We start from the raw sequence: 16,345 nt of genomic DNA on the forward strand, positions 1-16,345 counted from the left end.
GCCCTCACCCCGGCCCTCTCCCGCTCGCGGGAGAGGGGAAAAACGAAACCAACGGACGTTTCCTCAGGATGGACAGACTCAGCCTCATAGGCATCGTACTGGCGCTGGTGGCGCTGATCGGCGGCAGCATCCTCAAGGGTGCGGGCCTGTCCGGCCTGTGGTCGCCGGCGGCGTTCGTCATCGTGATCCTGGGCACCATCGCCGCGATCCTGGTGCAGACGCCGATGGCGACGTTCAAGCGTGCGCTGAACATCGTGCGCTGGGTGTTCCGTCCGCCGGTGCAGGATCGCCCGGCGATGATCGCGCGCCTGGTCGAATGGTCCACCGTCGCGCGCCGCCAGGGCCTGCTGGGCCTGGAGGCCGAAGTCGCCGCGCAGGACGATCCGTTCGTGCGCAAGGGCCTGCAGATGGTCGTCGACGGCGTGGAGCCGGAGCACATCCGCTCGATGCTGGAAATCGAACTGCACGGCCAGTCGCAGCGCGACCTCGCCGCGGCGAAGGTGTTCGAGGGCGCCGGCATCTATTCGCCGACGCTGGGCATCATCGGTGCGGTGCTGGGCCTGATGGCGGTGATGAAGAACCTCGCCGACCCGAGCAAGCTCGGCCACGGCATCGCCGCCGCGTTCACCGCGACGATCTACGGCATTGGCCTGGCGAACCTGATGCTGCTGCCGATGGCGGCCAAGCTGAAGGGCCTGGTGAACCAGCAGGCCGACGAGCGCGAGATGATCATCGAAGGCCTCATCGGCATCGCCCAGGGCGAGAACCCGCGCAACATCGAAGCGCGCCTCAACGGCTTCGTGGTCTGACGGAGCACGCACAGCCATGGCCGGGCGCCGCCGCCACCAGCACGAAGAACACGCCAACCACGAAGCGTGGGCCATTCCCTATGGCGACCTGATCACGCTGCTGCTGGCCTTCTTCGTGGTGATGTACGCGATCTCCTCGATCAACGAGGGCAAGTACCGCGTGCTGGCCGATGCGCTGTCCTCGGCGTTCGGCGGCCCGCCGCGCACGGTCTCGCCGATCCAGCTGGGCATGCACCAGCTGCGCGGTTCGGCGTTCGACCGGCCGTCGCTGGTGACGCCGGGCTCGAAGTCCGGCCCCTCCTCGTCCACGCCCATCGCCTCGCCGCGCATGAAGCAGGTGCTGGACATGCCGACCTTCGGTGCGAGCGGCAAAGACGCCGCGCGCGAAGTGTCCGAACGCGAATCCGCGCAGGGCGAACAGCTGCATTCGATCGGCCGCCGCATCCAGGAAGCGCTGTCGGAACTGGTGAAGCAGAAGCTGGTCACCGTGCGCCGCAGCTACAACTTCCTGGAAGTCGAGATCCAGAGCGACATCCTCTTCGCCAGCGGCGTCGCCGCGCCCAACCCGCAGGCCGTGGACACCGTGCGCCGCATCGCCACCGTGCTGGCCGGCGAACCCAACGCGATGCGCGTGGAGGGTTACACCGACAACATGCCCATCGCGACCGCGCAGTTCCCGTCGAACTGGGAGCTGTCGACCGCGCGCGCGGCGAGCATCGTGCACGTGATGTCGCAGGCCGGCATTTCGCCGAGCCGGCTCGCGGTGGTCGGTTACGGCCAGTACCAGCCGATCGCCGACAACGCGACGCCCGAAGGCCGCAACGCGAACCGCCGCGTGCTGCTGGTGATCCTCGCCAGCCCGCAGGGGCCGGATGCGATCGAAGACCGCGGCCCGGCAAGCATCGCGATGGACGAGCCGGCCGACGAAGCACCAGGCGTCGATGCCGATCTCTACCCGGCCGTGAAGGCGCCCGGCGCCGCGGCCGCCGCCGCACGCGCCCATGCCGCCGGAAACGAAGGCATCGCCGCCGACACCGCACGCGCTGCCGCGACGGCACGAACCAATTCCTCCACCACTCAACCGGGAGCGGGCTGATGCGCGCCTGGGCTATCGCCAACCAGAAGGGCGGCGTCGGCAAGACGACCACGTCGCTTTGCCTCGCACGCGGGCTTGCCACGGCGGGAAACCGCGTGCTGCTGCTCGACCTCGACCCGCACGCGTCGCTGACGCGCGCCTTCGAGATCCCCGCCGATCCGCCGCCGTCCGGCACCCACGACCTGTTCGTCGGCAACGGCGTGGGCCTGCTCGAGCTGGCGCGCTACACGCACGTGCCCGACCTGCAGGTCGTGGCCGCGCAGCCGGCGCTGGCGACGCTGGAACGTCGCGGCGCCACGCAGCCGGGCCTCGGCCTCGCGCTGGGTCGCGCGCTGCACACCGTGCGCGAGGTCTACGACTACGTGCTGATGGACTGCCCGCCCACGCTCGGCCTGCTGATGGTCAACGCGCTGGCGGCGGCCGATCGCCTGATCGTGCCGACGCAGACCGATCCGCTCGCGCTGCACGGCCTGGCCGACATGCTGCGCACGGCGGAGATGGTCGAGCGTTCGCGCCGTCGCCCGCTGCCGCGCCATGTGCTGCCGACGCTGTTCGACCGCCGCACGCGCACCGGCGTTGCGAGCCTGTACGAGCTGCAGGACCGCTACGGCGACCGCGTCTGGCCGTATGCCGTGCCGATGGACACGCGCCTGCGCGACGCCTCGGCGCTGGTGCAGGCCGCGCCGCCGGATGGCCGCGGCGTCGACATGTACCGCCGCGCGCTGAAGTGGCTGCTGGAGCAGGAAGCCGCCGGCGAACAGCACAAGGAAGCGGCGTGACCCCTCACCGCCGTTCCCGCGCAGGCGGGAACCCATGGACGTCCGCTGGCATGCGATTCGCAGGGCAACGTCCATGGCTCCCCGCCCGCGCGGGGACGACGCGCTCTTTGCTGGACATCTGACATGAACCACCCCGCCCTCGACGCCTACCTCGACGAACTGCTCGACCTCAACGTCGACGCGGTCGCGCCCGCGCCCGTCGCGGCGAACGCGCCGGTGATGGGGGCGGTCGATGAGCCCGCTCCCGATCCGCTCGATGCCGACATTCCGGCACCGGTCGCGCTGCCGCCCGGCATCGATGCGAACCTGCTGGCGGAGCTGGATTCGGATCCGCTGTTCGCCGCGCAGCAGCCTGAAGCATCCGAGGCGCCGCTCATCGACGCGGGCCTGCTCGCCGAGCTCGACAACGACCCCCTGTTCGCCGCGCTGCCACCCGCGGTCGCGAATGACGTCGCGCCGGCGATGCCGCAGATCGATCCGGGCCTGCTCGCCGAACTGGATTCCGATCCGCTGTTCGCCGCGATGCTGGCGTCGAACGAAACCTCGACGCCCGACATTCCGGGCATCGACCCGGGCCTACTCGCCGAGCTCGAATCCGATCCGCTGTTTGCCAGCCAGAGCGCTGCCGAAGAAAAGCCCCTCCCCCTGCATGCAGGGGGAGGTTGGGAGGGGGTACGCGGCGCGCAAGCGCCGGGGCCTGAAGTGAGCCGCGCTGTGGACTTCACCCCTCCCCAACCCTCCCCTGCAGGCAGGGGAGGGAGTAATTCGCCGCGCAACGCGATGCCACCGGCCGAAGCGCGCGGCCTGCGCCCGGTCGAAGTGACGCCGCCCGCGCTGATGCCGACGGTGACGACCACGCACCGCTGGCTGCGCGTGGCCGTCGGCGAGGACAGCTACGCCGTCGAACTGCTGCGCGTGCAGGAAGTCGGCCGCACCGTGCCGATCGTCGCCATGCGCGGCGCGGCGCCCTCGGTGCTGGGCGCGATGAACCTGCGCGGCCGCATCGTGCCGGTCTTCGACCTAGGCCTGTGGCTGGGCACCGGTCGCGTCACGCCCGACGAGCGCGCGCGCATCGTCGTGGTGGAACGCGACAACGAACTGATCGGCGCGCTGGTGAGCGCGGTCGACGACGTCGTGACGCTGGGCCCTGACCGCATCGAACCGCCGCTGATGGCCTCGCCGTCGCGGGCGATCGTCGGCGTGGCGCGCGTGGTGGCGAAGCCGACGGTGTTGCTGGATGCGAATGCCCTTTTCGGGTGATGCCAGGCATTGGCTGCTCCCTTCTCCCGCGTGCGGGAGAAGGTGCCCGAAGGGCGGATGAGGGCGAGCGGAGCGGGTGCCTGCCCTCACCCCAACCCCTCTCCCGCGAGCGGGAGAGGGGCTGCACCGCGGGCCACGGACGCCCCGCGAAGCCTGGCCACGACGCCCCGCCACGCCGCCGCTCAAGTCCCCGCTTCCCGCGCCGTTATCCCCTTCGAATGACCACGGCGAACCGCACACAGCCATGAACGCACTGTCCCTACCCTCCGACCTCGGCATCGAACACGTCGCCGACCTGCAGGCCGCGCTGCGCCCGCACCTGGAGGACGCCGAACCGCTTTCGCTCACCGGCGATGCCGTCGAGCGCGTGCACACGGCCGGGCTGCAGATGCTCCATGCCTTCGTGCGCGAACGCGCCGCGCTTGGCCTCGCGACCGTCGTGACCGGCGCATCGCCGGTGCTCGCCGACGCCGCGCGCCAGCTCGCGCTCGCCAAGAGCCTCGGCGTCGACGCGCCGACGGCCTGATCCCATCCCCACCTCTCCTTTCAACTTCCAACAGAAGCCGGCCACGATGTCCAAGAACCTGCTGATCGTCGACGACTCCACCTCCATGCGGCAGATGGTCGCCTTCGCCCTGACGGGCGGCGGCTTCAACGTCCGCGAAGCCGAGGACGGCCAGGCCGCGCTCGACGTCGCCAAGACCCAGCGTTTCGACGCCGTGGTGACCGACGTGAACATGCCGCGCATGGACGGCATCGAACTGATCCGCCAGCTGCGCCAGCTGCCGGACTACCGCTTCACGCCGCTGCTGATGCTCACCACCGAATCCGGCGGCGACAAGAAGGCCGAAGGCAAGGCCGCCGGCGCGACCGGCTGGCTGGTCAAGCCGTTCGATCCGGAGCAGCTGCTCGCCACGGTCCGCAAGGTCCTGGGCTGATCCCTCTCCGTCCTTCCGCCTGATCCGACCAACCGAGCCGTCACGATGGACATCACCCGCTTCCACGCCGCCTTCTTCGAGGAAAGCCGCGAAAACCTCGATGCCATGGAGGCGGGCCTGCTCGCGATGGAATCCGGCTCGGCCGACGGCGAGACCATCAACGTCGTCTTCCGCGCCGCGCATTCGATCAAGGGCGGCGCGGCGACGTTCGGCTTCACGGCCATCAGCGAACTGACGCACCAGTTGGAAACGCTGCTGGACGAAGCGCGCAGCGGCCGCCGCCAGCTCGACGCCGACGCGATCGGCGCGCTGCTGGTCTCGGGCGATGCGCTGCGCGGCCTGCTCGCCGCCGCCGAACACGGCGATGCGATCGACACCGAAGGCCTCAAGCGCGCGCACGACGGCCTGGCGAAGATGATGGGCCGAGAAGTCGCCGCGACGACGAAGGCCGCATCGAAGGAACCGGAAATCGCCGAATGGCGCATCGGCTTCAAGCCGGCGCCGTCGCTGTTCCTGTCCGGCAACGACCCGCTGCGCATCCTGCGCGAGCTGGCCGGCCACGGCGAACTGGGCGTCACCGCGCTCGACAACACGCTGCCCAAGTTCTCCGAACTCGATCCGTACGAAGCCTACATCGCGTGGGACCTCATGCTGCCCGGCAGCGTGCCGCGCAGCGCCATCGACGATGCGTTCGCGTGGGTCGAGGACCAGTGCGAACTGGCGATCGAAGGTATTCCCGCGACATCCGCCATCGCGCCGCCGCCGGCGCCGGTCGACAGCGACAACGTCGTCGCGCTCGACACGCGCGCGAACAGCGACGCACGCAAGGCCACGACCGCCGACGCGGGCGATACCTCGATCCGCGTCGCCGTCAACAAGGTCGATGCACTGATCAACCTGGTGGGCGAACTCGTCATCACCCAGGCGATGCTGCGCCAGCGCTCCACGCAGCTGGACCCGGTCGCCAACGAGCTGCTGCTGTCCGGCCTGGAACTGCTCGACCGCAACACGCGCGACCTGCAGGAAGCCGTGATGGGCGTGCGCATGCTGCCGGTGGAGTTCGCCTTCAGCCGCTTCCCGCGCATGGTGCGCGACCTCGCCGCGCGCCTGGACAAGAAGGTGCGCCTGCGCACCAGCGGCGAAGCCACCGAACTGGACAAGGGCGTGATCGAGAAGATCGTCGATCCGCTCGTGCACCTGGTGCGCAACTCGATCGACCACGGCCTGGAATCGCCCGCCGACCGCCGCGCGGCCGGCAAGGACGAAACCGGCACGATCAGCCTCAACGCCCAGCACCAGGGCGGCCACATCGTCATCGAGATCACCGACGACGGCCGTGGCCTGGATCGCGAACGCATCCTGCGCAAGGCCGCCGAACGCGGCCTGCCGATCGGCGACAACCCCACCGACGCGCAGGTGTGGGACCTCGTGTTCCACCCGGGCTTCTCCACCGCCGAACAGCTCACCGACCTGTCCGGTCGCGGCGTCGGCATGGACGTGGTCAAGAAGAACATCGCCGCGCTCGGCGGCCAGGTCGAGATCCGCTCGAAGAAGGGCACCGGCACCACGGTGTCGATCCGCCTGCCGCTGACGCTCGCCATCCTCGACGGCATGACCGTCGCCGTCGGCGGCGAAGTCTTCATCCTGCCGCTGAATTCGGTGATCGAATCGTTGCAGCCGGCCGCGGGCGACATCCGCACCATCGCCGGCGAGGCGCGCGTGCTGCGCGTTCGCGAGGACTACCTGCCGCTGGTCGACCTGGCCGCGCAGTACGGCCTGTCCGGAGCGCAGCCGGGCACCCACGCCCGCAACGGCATCGCGGTCGTGGTGGAAGCCGACGGCCAGCGCCTGTCGCTGGAAGTGGACGAACTGCTCGGCCAGCAGCAGGTCGTGGTGAAGAACCTGGAAGCCAATTACCGCCGCGTGCAGGGCATTTCCGGCGCGACGATCCTGGGCGACGGCCGCGTCGCGCTGATCGTCGACGTCGGCGGCCTGGTGCAGGCGCAGCGCATGCCGCAGGCGGCGTGATCGAACAGCAGCGAACCGGATACGAACGAGACACCCACATGAACGACATCACCGCCACCATCGAATCGGCCGACGAGTACCTCACCTTCGCCCTGGGCGAGGAGGAGTACGGCGTGGAGATCCTGAAAGTCCAGGAAATCCGCGGCTACGACACCGTCACCCGCCTCCCCGACGCACCCGAGTACATCAAGGGCGTGATCAACCTGCGCGGCACCATCGTGCCCGTCATCGACATGCGCCTGAAGTTCCGCCTCGCGAAGGCCGAATACAACGCGCTGACGGTGATGATCGTGCTCAACGTCGCCGACCGCGTCGTGGGCATGGTCGTGGACAGCGTCTCCGACGTGGTCCGCCTGGAATCCGAACAGATCCGCCCGGTGCCGGAAATCGGCGCGACGATCGACCGCCAGTTCATCACCGGCATCGGCACGCACGGCGAACGCATGCTGATCCTGCTGGAAATCGAGAAGCTGATGACCAGCGCCGAGATGGGGCTGGTCGCGCACGCTAACGCGGCTTGATGAATGAAACGAAACGCCCCCTCTCCCGCTTGCGGGAGAGGGCTGGGGTGAGGGCGAGTAGGACGACATCGCTGGATTGCCCTCACCCCAACCCCTCTCCCGCACGCGGGAGAGGGGCTTAGCAACAGCACGAAGCGACACAGAACAGCAAAACAACACGCATCACGCATCACGCAGTACCGAAAACAAAAACAACGCCAAAAAGCACGCCAGGCGGAGCGAATCCGCCAAGCCAGCCGCGTTGTGCCCCACCCAAGGTCCGCCGCCCCCAGGGCGATCTTTCGTGAGTCCACAAATCAACGCTATGTCCTGCGCCGCATGGGATCTGCGGCGCGTTCGATTTGTTTCACAGGGAATGAAGAGGACCCGCCATGCGTTCCAATCGCCAGCCCGCCGCGGCAGCGCTTTCCGTGCCCGCGGCCCCGTCGCTTCTCCGTCGCCTCGTCTCGGCGTTCTCCGCCACCCGCGCGCCCTCGCCCGCCAACGACGCGCGCATCCATGACATGGAAGGCCGCATCCGCGCGATCGACCGCGTGCAGGCGGTCATCGAGTTCGACCTCGACGGCACGATCACGCACGCCAACGAGAACTTCCTGCGCACGCTGGGTTACCGGCTCGACGAGATCCAGGGCCGCCATCATTCGATGTTCGTCGACCGCGAGCACGCAGGCAGCGACGAATACCGCGCGTTCTGGGCCAAGCTCGCGCGCGGCGAATTCGATGCCGGGCAGTACCGCCGCTTCGGCAAGGACGGTCGCGAGATCTGGATCCAGGCCTCGTACAACCCGGTGTTCGACAGTGCGGGCCGCCCGCGCAAGGTCGTGAAGTTCGCCACCGACATCACCGCGCAGAAGATGCAGGCAGCCGATTTCGCCGGGCAGCTGGCGGCGATCAGCAAGTCGCAGGCGGTGATCGAATTCGACCTGACCGGCCGCATCCTCTCGGCGAACGAGAACTTCCTGGCCACCACGGGCTACACGCTGGACGAAGTGCGCGGCCAGCATCACTCGATGTTCGCCGAGGAGGCGTACCGCAACAGCGCCGAGTACCGGGAATTCTGGATCAAGCTCGGTCGCGGACAGTTCGACGCCGGTGTGTATCGGCGCCTCGGCAAGGGCGGTCGCGAAGTGTGGATCCAGGCCTCGTACAACCCGATCTTCGACATGAACGGAAAGCCGTTCAAGGTCGTCAAGTACGCCGCCGACATCACCGCGCAGGTGCGCGACACGCAGGCGCTGCAGCGCGCGGTCGAGCAGACGCACGTGGTGGTGAACGCGGCGAAGGATGGCGACCTCACGCGCCGCATCGAGACCGCCGACAAGACCGGTTCGATCGCGCAGCTGTGCGAGGGCATCAACTCGCTGGTCGATGCGATGGCCGGGATCCTCGGCCAGATCAAGGTCGCCGCCGACACCATTGGCGAGGGCGCGCGCGAGATCGCCGCGGGCAACTCCGACCTGTCGCAGCGCACCGAATCGCAGGCGGCGTCGCTGGAAGAAACGGCCTCGTCGATGGACGAGATCACCAGCACCGTGCGCCACACCGCCGACAACGCGCGCCAGGCGAACCAGCTGGCGATCGAGGCCACCGCGATCGCCTCGCGCGGCGGCGATGCGGTGCACGGCGTGGTCGACACCATGTCGCAGATCAGCCAGTCGTCGAAGAAGATCGCCGACATCATCGGCGTGATCGACGCCATCGCGTTCCAGACGAACATCCTCGCGCTCAACGCGGCCGTGGAAGCCGCGCGCGCCGGTGAACAGGGCCGCGGATTCGCGGTGGTCGCCAGCGAAGTGCGCTCGCTCGCGCAGCGTTCGGCGACGGCGGCCAAGGAGATCAAGCACCTCATCGGCGATTCGGTCGAGCGCGTCGGCGCCGGCACGCGACTGGTGGAAAGCGCGGGCCGCACGATGGACGAGATCGTCGGCAGCGTGAAGCGCGTGGCCGATCTCATCGGCGACATCAGCGCCGCGACGCTGCAGCAGAGCGCCGGCATCGAGCAGATCAACCAGGCCATCGCGCACATGGACCAGAGCACGCAGCAGAACGCCGCGCTGGTCGAGGAAGCCTCCGCCGCCGCCCGCAGCATGGAGGAGCAGGCGTCGGACCTGATGCAGACGGTCGCGTCCTTCCGCCTGAGTTCGAACGCGCCGCAGTATCTGCGGGCGGCGAATGATTGAGTCATAGCCCCTCTCCCATCGGGAGAGGGGTTGGGGGTGAGAAGGCGCTGCTCGCGAACCACTGGTTCGCGCGCCTTCGAACGCCCGAACGCTATGCGTTCGGGCCGGGGAGGGGTAACGGAGCCGTACCGGCGAACGGCGGTCGCCGCACAGCGCTGCGCTGTTGCTCGTACGTCGAAGAGCAAAAGCCAAATGGATTCCAGCTTTCGCTGGAATGACGAAAGTGGTCATTCGCCCACGCCCGGAGTGCCCACACGCTACAGGCCTGGATCCCGGCCTTCGCCGGGATGACGGTGCATTGAGCCCCTCTCCCATCGGGAGAGGGGTTGGGGTGAGGGGTAACGGAGCGGTTGTGGTGAACAGCTACTGCCGCAAAGCGCTGCGCTGTTGCTTCGTGCGTTCGCTGCAGAAGCAAAATGGATTCCAGCTTCCGCTGGAATGACGAGTGCGGTTCGCCGCTTCAAGACCGCGACCCACACCCCACTTCGCCCATTCAGCCAGAAACTTGCCCAATCCAGCGGATTTGATCTGCATCAAACGCGCCTGCTGCCGATAACACGTGCAAGACGCGCTCCCGCGTCGAGTAACCAATCGCGGTGTAGTGCATGTCGAACCTGTTCCGCTTCTCTTCCCTTTCGCTGCGCGCGAAGTTCGCGTGGATGATCGTCACGCTGTCGCTGGGGCTGGTGGTGCTCACCGGCATCGCCGTCGAACGCAACTACCACGGCCAGATCGCCGATGAGCGCGCGCGCCTGCATACGCGTGTCGGCGCCGGTCTCGCGCTCGTTCAGCGCTATGCCGACCTCGCACAGGCCGGCAAGCTTCCCGAGGACGTCGCAAAACGCGAAGCGCTCCACGCGCTCTCCACGCTGCGCAGCAAGGGCGGCACCGATTACCTCTGGGTCAACGACGAGCATCCGCGCATGCTCATGCATCCGCACCAGAAGCAGCTCGACGGCAAGGACCTCACCGACTACGTGAGCCCCGACGGCAAGCGCATCTTCGTGGAGATGGCGAAGGTCGCGCGCGCCGGCGGCGGTTTCGTCGACTACCAGTGGGCCAAGCCCGGCGTCGAAGGTCCGGTCGAAAAGATCTCCTACGTCGCACACCTGCCGCGCTGGGGCTGGGTCATCGGCAGCGGCGAGTACACCGACGACATCGCCGCGCGCGCATGGCGTTTCGGCGGCACGCTGCTGATCGCCGCGTTCTTCGCGCTGGCCGCCGTGATCGCGCTGAGCGTGCTGATCGCGCGCAACATCGCCGCCTCCGTGCGCGGGGCGACGCAGGCCGCGCAGGCGATGGCCGACGGACGTTTCGACCTGGTGATCCATACCGAACAGCGCGACGAGATCGGCCAGTTGCAGCAGGCGCTGGAGCGCATGTGCCGCCGTCTTGAAGATTATTCGAACGCGCAGGGCGAGATGGCGCGCCGACACGACGAAGGCGAAATCAGCTTCCGCATTGACGAAGCGGCCTTCCCCGGCGCGTACGGCACGATGGTGCGCGACACCAACGGGCTGGTCGCCTCGCACATCGAGTCGATCCAGCGTGCGCTGCGGATCATGGAGCGCTACGCGGTCGGCGACCTGTCGCAGGACATGGACCGCCTGCCCGGCGAGAAGGCCGTGCTGACGCGCACGATGGATTCGGTGAAGGCCAACCTGCGTGCGATCAACGCGGAAATCCAGCGGCTTTCGGCCGCCGCCGCGGACGGCGATTTCACCGCGCGCGGCGACGCGACGCGCTTCGACCATGACTTCCGCACGATGGTGGAGACGCTCAATCGCCTGATGTCGACCGCCGACGGAAACCTGACCGCGCTGTCGTCGCTGCTGCGCGGACTGGCGCAGGGCGACCTGCAGTCGCGCATGCGTGGCGATTTCAACGGCGTGTTTGCGCGCATGAGCCAAGACGCGAACGAGACCGTGGATCGTCTCTCGCAGATCGTGGGCGGCATCCGCGAAGGTGCCGATGCGATCGGCAGCGCGGCGTCGGAAATCGCCGCCGGCAACGACGACCTGTCGCGACGCACCGAATCGCAGGCGGCCGCGCTGGAGGAAACGGCATCGTCGATGGAGGAACTGACCTCCACCGTGCGCCAGAATGCCGACAGCGCGCGTGATGCGAACGAACTGGCGCGCGAGGCGGCACAGGTCGCGTCCGAAGGCGGCGCGATCGTCAACCGCGTGGTGCGCACGATGAGCGCGATCAGTGAATCCTCCAGCCGCATCGGCGACATCATCGGCGTGATCGACGGCATCGCGTTCCAGACCAACATCCTGGCGCTGAACGCCGCGGTGGAAGCCGCGCGTGCGGGCGAACAGGGCCGCGGCTTCGCGGTCGTCGCCGGCGAGGTGCGTTCGCTCGCGCAGCGTTCGGCGAACGCGGCCAAGGAGATCAAGCAGCTGATCACCGACTCGGTGGTGGAAGTGCAGCAGGGCACGCAGCTGGTCGACCAGGCCGGCCGCACGATGCAGGGCATCGTGACCAGCGTGCGCAAGGTGAGCGACATCATCGCCGACATCTCGGCTGCATCGAACGAACAGACGGCGGGCATCGAGCAGGTCAACGGCGCGATCACGCAGATGGACGAAGGCACGCAGCAGAACGCCGCGCTGGTCGAGCAGTCCGCCGCGGCTGCCCGCAGCCTGGAACAGCAGGCCGCGCAGCTGGTGGAAGCGGTGGCGGTGTTCCGCGTCGGCCGCGGGGGCCCGAGCGCCGTCGCCGTGGGCGCGGAACTGGCACGGATCGCGGGGCGGCGGTGAGGTTGATGTCGAACCGCTGACGCTGGCGTTTGATCCCGCTTTCGCGCGGTGCTCTTAGCCCCTCTCCCATCGGGAAAGGGGTTGGGGTGAGGGGTAGCGAAGCGGCACCGGCGAACGACCGTTGCCGCTCAGCGCTGCGATGTTGTTTCTCACGTCGAGCGCAGAATCAAAATGGATTCCAGCTTTCGCTGGAATGACGGTGCGGTTGGTTCGCCGCTGCCAGAGTTCCCAGGCGTTACGTGCCTGGATCCCGGCTTTCGCCGGGATGACGTGCTTTAAGCCCCTCTCCCATCGGGAGAGGGGTTGGGGTGAGGGGCAACGAAGCCGTATCGGTGAATGACCGTTGCGGGACAGCGCTGCGATGTTGCTTCGTGACTCCACCGCAGAATCAAAATGGATTCCAGCTTCCGCTGGAATGACGGTGCGGTGGTTCGTCGCATCCGGAGTGCCCACACGTGACCGGCCTCGGTCCCGGCGTTCGCCGGGATGACGGATGACCGATGACGGACCGGACGACAGAACGACAGAACGCCCCATAGCGGCCCCATCAGACGCTCGGGTTAAGCTCCCCGCTCGCGGCACGAAGCCGCACAGGGGAAAACTCGATGGACCACATCCGCATCACCACGGCGCTGCGTGCGTCGTTCGCCAGCTTGCTGCTCGCCTGCGCCTTCGCCGCCACGGCGAAGGACGACGGAACGAAGCAGCTCCCGCCCGACGTGCAGGCCACCGTGGAGGGCATCGCCCAGGGACTGCTGCAGGTTCAGGAGACCGACGTCGAGCTGTCCTGCGGCAAGGCCGTCGAGAACGCCCGCTACGGGCTGGAGACGATGCTCGAGGTCGGCCAGAAGAACGCCGACGGCGGCTACATCGACCGTGCCGGCTTCGAAGCCCAGGCAGTCAAGCTGCGCGCGGCGCTGGCCGAAGTGACGCCGCAGGATTGCGCCGCCGCCACCGGCGAGAAGGAGGCCTTCTACCGCTGCATGTCCAGCGACTACAACCACGTCGCCGCCTGCGCGAACGCGCACCGCTTCTGAGCCGCGCGCGGTTTCGACAAAAGAAAAGCGCGCCGTTTCCGGCGCGCCTTCCTGTAAACGGCGATGTCGGGAGAGGCCGTCGATCGCTTACAGCGAGAAGTCGAGGCGGACCTTGCCCTTGCCGCCGCCCGGAGCGAACTCCCACTGCTTCACGGCGCGCACGGCCGACTGCTCGAACACGCGGGCCGGCTTGGCGTTGACGACCGAGACGCTGGCGACCTTGCCGCCTTCGTCCACGACGAATTCGACTTCGACGAAGCCCTGGGTGCCGGCACGCGCGGCTTCGGCCGGGTACTGCGGCTCGACGCGCTTGGTCGGCTTGAGGTCGGCCGAAGCCGGGGCGGCGAAGGACAGGGCCAGCACGGCGAGGCCGGTGGCGGTCAGAAGGGAACGGCGCATGGGATGACTCCTTGGGGATGATGTCGGGCGACATCGGGGTCATCGGCCGGGTTTTCGGAATCTTTAGGGGGTCTCGGGAAGAACGGTGGCATCGATCCATGCACCGGCAGCCGTCCATGGCGACACGCTTTGAACTTCGTGGCGCCCTGCCCGGCCATCCATGGCCCGGCGTTCGGCAGGCCACGCGGCGGTGCCGTGTAAACGGCCTGCCTCACCCTAAAGTTTCCATGTGCCAAGCCGATGCAACGGGTGTCGACCCGAAAGGGTCCGTTCCGCCCGAGAGGATCCATGTCCACGCTTGCCCACACCCGGCCGTCCGCCACGTTGCTGGACCGCTTCCTGGCCCCGGCCACCCGCCTGATGTCCCAGCTTCGCTTCAACCAGAAGGCGATGGTCATCGGTGCGGCTTTCATGCTCACCTGCGGCGTGCTCGCCGGCATCCTGGTGGTGCGCTCCAACGCCGAGGTCAACGCCGCGACGAAGCAGCGCGACGCGGTCCAGGGCCTGTCGCACCTGCACCGCGCGATGCTGGCGATCCAGCAGCACGAGCTGCAGGTCGTGCGCAAGTTCGCCAAGGACGAAGTGTCCGACCAGACGCTGCAGGAATCGGCCGCGGTGGTGAACCGCGAGCTCGACGCCCTCACCGCCTGGCAGACGCGCAACCTGGCCGAGTCGGCGCTGCCGGCCGCGCTGAAGGACGCCCGCGCCGCGTGGGACAAGGCCAACGGCGACCACGCCGATTCGGCCGCCGCCGCGACCGACCACGCCGCCGCCGTGCGCAAGCTCGGTGAAGTGCACGGCCTGATCGCCGACGAAACCGGCCTGGCACAGGCGCAGAACGCCGCCGTGCTCTACATGGGCCGCGCCGCCACCGTGTGGGTGCCCACGCTCGCCGAATACACCCAGCAGCAGAGCGCCACCGCGCTGCGCGTGCTGGGCGACGGCGCGATCTGGGTCGACGACCGCACCGGCCTGGCCGTCTCGCGCAACATGCAGGACTACGTCCGCACGCGTTCGGAAATCGAGATCAAGGACGCCGAGGAAGAAATGGCGTCGCTCGGCGCGAGCATGGGCGCGCCGTTCCGCAAGGCGCTCGACGCGGTCGCCAAGCAGAACGCCGACATCCAGAAGCACATCCTCGACGCCGAAACGCCGGTGCTGCCGGTGAAGATCATGGCCGCGCGCACCGAGGCCACGCGCCTTGCGCTGGCTTCCGCGCTGTCGGCGTCGAGCACCTCGCTCAACCACGCCGCCACGACCGAGATCGCGCGCCTGCAGCAGCGCACCGCGTGGACGCTGGGCTCGTGCATCCTGATCCTCGCGCTGGCCACGTACCTGTTCCTGGGCTTCAGCCGCAGCACGCGTTCGGCGCTGAAGGAAGTGCAGGACGCCTCCGACCTGCTCGCCCGCGGCGAATTCCCCGACGCGGTGCGCGTGGACAGCCGCGACGAAGTGCGCGACATCGCGCGCGGCCTGGAGCGCGCCATCAACACGCTGCGCAACTTCGCCGGCGCGCAGCGCGACCTGTTCGAAGCGCACCAGGCGGGCGAGATCGACCGCCGCCTGCGCAGCGAGGATTTCCCGGGCGCCTACGGCCAGATGGCCGGTGAAGTGAACACGCTGGTGGATTCGCACATCCAGGTGAACACGCGCGCCATCGAGATCGTCGCCTCCTACGCGCGCGGCGACCTGTCGCACGACATGGACCGCCTGCCGGGCCAGAAGGCGCGCATCACCGATGCCGTCGACTCGGTCAAGAACGGCATGAACGCGATCAACGCCGAGATCAAGACGCTGGTCGACGCCGCCGTGGCCGGCGACTTCAGCCGCCGCGGCGATGCCTCGCGCTTCGAGTTCGTCTACCACGACGTGGTGCAGTCGCTGAACCAGCTGATGGCCACCGCCGAGGAAGGCCTGCACGAAGTCGGCACGCTGCTGTCGGCCGTGGCCGATGGCGACCTCAACCGTCGCGTCGAAGTGGAACTGCCGGGCCAGTTCGGCCGCCTGGCCAGCGACGCGAACCGCACCGTCGACCAGCTCGCGCAGATCGTCGGCCAGATCCGCCAGGGTTCGGACGCCATCAGCTCGGCCGCCGCGGAAATCGCCGCCGGCAACAACGACCTGTCGCAGCGCACCGAGCAGCAGGCCGCGTCGCTGGAAGAAACCGCCTCGTCGATGGAAGAGCTGACCAGCACGGTCCGCCAGAACGCCGACAACGCGCGCCAGGCCAACCAGCTGGCGCAGAGCGCTGCGGAAGTCGCGGGCCAGGGCGGCGTGGTGGTGGGCGAAGTCGTCAACACGATGAACGCCATCAACCAGTCGTCCAAGAAGATCGCCGACATCATCGGCGTGATCGACGGCATCGCGTTCCAGACCAACATCCTGGCGCTGAACGCCGCGGTGGAAGCCGCGCGCGCCGGCGAACAGGGCCGCGGTTTCGCGGTGGTCGCCAGCGAAGTGCGCTCGCTTGCGCAGCGTTCGGCGAACGCGGCGAAGGAGATCAAGCAGCTGATCGGCGACTCGGTCGGCAAGG

General features: G+C 68.3%; 14 protein-coding genes. 12 read left to right on the top strand and 2 right to left on the bottom strand.

Going from position 1 to position 16,345, the window contains the following annotated elements; genetic code table 11:
* Positions 1–68: 68 nt before the first annotated feature.
* From DX912_RS17850 to DX912_RS17890, 9 genes are all read left to right on the top strand, one after another.
* Entirely contained in the window at positions 69–809 is a 741-nt protein-coding gene (locus tag DX912_RS17850) for a flagellar motor protein (RefSeq protein ID WP_115844916.1), read from the top strand.
* A gap of 16 nt (positions 810–825) precedes the next feature.
* A complete protein-coding gene (motD, locus tag DX912_RS17855; RefSeq protein ID WP_220340824.1) occupies positions 826–1,905 on the top strand; it encodes a flagellar motor protein MotD in 1,080 nt (359 codons plus the stop codon).
* Positions 1,905–2,684, top strand: coding sequence for a ParA family protein (locus DX912_RS17860; RefSeq protein WP_115844918.1), 780 nt, complete (start codon positions 1,905–1,907; stop codon positions 2,682–2,684). Before motD ends, DX912_RS17860 begins: the two co-directional genes overlap by 1 nt.
* Before the next feature lie 123 nt (positions 2,685–2,807).
* Positions 2,808–3,944 (top strand): chemotaxis protein CheW, encoded by a 1,137-nt coding sequence (locus DX912_RS17865; protein ID WP_115844920.1) that lies wholly within the window; start codon positions 2,808–2,810, stop codon positions 3,942–3,944.
* 244 nt (positions 3,945–4,188) lie between these two features.
* Positions 4,189–4,470 carry an STAS domain-containing protein gene (locus DX912_RS17870; RefSeq protein WP_115844922.1) on the top strand — a complete coding sequence of 94 codons (282 nt, stop codon included), beginning with the start codon at positions 4,189–4,191 and terminating at the stop codon, positions 4,468–4,470.
* Between the two features lie 46 nt (positions 4,471–4,516).
* Entirely contained in the window at positions 4,517–4,882 is a 366-nt protein-coding gene (locus DX912_RS17875; protein WP_115844924.1) for a response regulator, read from the top strand.
* A gap of 45 nt (positions 4,883–4,927) precedes the next feature.
* Positions 4,928–6,910 carry a chemotaxis protein CheW gene (locus tag DX912_RS17880; protein ID WP_115844926.1) on the top strand — a complete coding sequence of 661 codons (1,983 nt, stop codon included), beginning with the start codon at positions 4,928–4,930 and terminating at the stop codon, positions 6,908–6,910.
* 38 nt (positions 6,911–6,948) lie between these two features.
* Entirely contained in the window at positions 6,949–7,431 is a 483-nt protein-coding gene (locus DX912_RS17885) for a chemotaxis protein CheW (RefSeq protein ID WP_115844928.1), read from the top strand.
* Between the two features lie 371 nt (positions 7,432–7,802).
* Positions 7,803–9,611, top strand: a complete 1,809-nt coding sequence (locus DX912_RS17890; protein WP_115844930.1) for a methyl-accepting chemotaxis protein — start codon at positions 7,803–7,805, stop codon at positions 9,609–9,611.
* Between the two features lie 363 nt (positions 9,612–9,974).
* Here DX912_RS17890 and DX912_RS18475 read toward each other — a convergent pair whose 3' ends face one another.
* Positions 9,975–10,145: a hypothetical protein gene (locus DX912_RS18475; protein ID WP_181902890.1), complete on the bottom strand. Its 171-nt coding sequence runs from the start codon at positions 10,143–10,145 to the stop codon at positions 9,975–9,977.
* Positions 10,146–10,216: 71 nt separating this feature from the next.
* Between DX912_RS18475 and DX912_RS18755 the strand changes: the two genes are divergently transcribed.
* Both DX912_RS18755 and DX912_RS17900 read left to right on the top strand, forming a co-directional pair.
* Complete coding sequence (locus tag DX912_RS18755; protein WP_115844932.1) at positions 10,217–12,376, top strand: methyl-accepting chemotaxis protein; 2,160 nt, start codon at positions 10,217–10,219, stop codon at positions 12,374–12,376.
* Between the two features lie 605 nt (positions 12,377–12,981).
* Entirely contained in the window at positions 12,982–13,413 is a 432-nt protein-coding gene (locus tag DX912_RS17900) for a hypothetical protein (RefSeq protein ID WP_115844934.1), read from the top strand.
* 87 nt (positions 13,414–13,500) lie between these two features.
* On the opposite strand, the gene DX912_RS17905 is transcribed toward DX912_RS17900, so the two are convergent.
* Positions 13,501–13,812, bottom strand: coding sequence for an energy transducer TonB (locus DX912_RS17905; RefSeq protein ID WP_115844936.1), 312 nt, complete (start codon positions 13,810–13,812; stop codon positions 13,501–13,503).
* 288 nt (positions 13,813–14,100) lie between these two features.
* Between DX912_RS17905 and DX912_RS18760 the strand changes: the two genes are divergently transcribed.
* Positions 14,101–16,345, top strand: a 2,245-nt coding sequence (locus DX912_RS18760; protein ID WP_325050595.1) for a methyl-accepting chemotaxis protein, incomplete at its 3' end; no start/stop codon positions are given.

Source organism: Lysobacter soli (genome assembly GCF_003382285.1).
In the GTDB taxonomy this organism is placed as follows: Bacteria; Pseudomonadota; Gammaproteobacteria; order Xanthomonadales; family Xanthomonadaceae; genus Lysobacter_J; species Lysobacter_J soli.

Excerpts from the sequence above, each read along its gene's own strand:
- DX912_RS17875 (WP_115844924.1), top strand. The coding sequence starts at position 4,517 with ATGTCCAAGAACCTGCTGATCGTCGACGACTCCACCTCCATGCGGCAG.
- DX912_RS17880 (WP_115844926.1), top strand. The coding sequence starts at position 4,928 with ATGGACATCACCCGCTTCCACGCCGCCTTCTTCGAGGAAAGCCGCGAA.
- DX912_RS17870 (WP_115844922.1), top strand. The coding sequence starts at position 4,189 with ATGAACGCACTGTCCCTACCCTCCGACCTCGGCATCGAACACGTCGCC.
- DX912_RS17865 (WP_115844920.1), top strand. The coding sequence starts at position 2,808 with ATGAACCACCCCGCCCTCGACGCCTACCTCGACGAACTGCTCGACCTC.
- DX912_RS17905 (WP_115844936.1), bottom strand. The coding sequence starts at position 13,812 with ATGCGCCGTTCCCTTCTGACCGCCACCGGCCTCGCCGTGCTGGCCCTG.
- DX912_RS18755 (WP_115844932.1), top strand. The coding sequence starts at position 10,217 with ATGTCGAACCTGTTCCGCTTCTCTTCCCTTTCGCTGCGCGCGAAGTTC.
- DX912_RS17860 (WP_115844918.1), top strand. The coding sequence starts at position 1,905 with ATGCGCGCCTGGGCTATCGCCAACCAGAAGGGCGGCGTCGGCAAGACG.
- DX912_RS17850 (WP_115844916.1), top strand. The coding sequence starts at position 69 with ATGGACAGACTCAGCCTCATAGGCATCGTACTGGCGCTGGTGGCGCTG.
- DX912_RS18475 (WP_181902890.1), bottom strand. The coding sequence starts at position 10,145 with ATGCAGATCAAATCCGCTGGATTGGGCAAGTTTCTGGCTGAATGGGCG.
- motD (WP_220340824.1), top strand. The coding sequence starts at position 826 with ATGGCCGGGCGCCGCCGCCACCAGCACGAAGAACACGCCAACCACGAA.
- DX912_RS17890 (WP_115844930.1), top strand. The coding sequence starts at position 7,803 with ATGCGTTCCAATCGCCAGCCCGCCGCGGCAGCGCTTTCCGTGCCCGCG.
- DX912_RS17900 (WP_115844934.1), top strand. The coding sequence starts at position 12,982 with ATGGACCACATCCGCATCACCACGGCGCTGCGTGCGTCGTTCGCCAGC.
- DX912_RS17885 (WP_115844928.1), top strand. The coding sequence starts at position 6,949 with ATGAACGACATCACCGCCACCATCGAATCGGCCGACGAGTACCTCACC.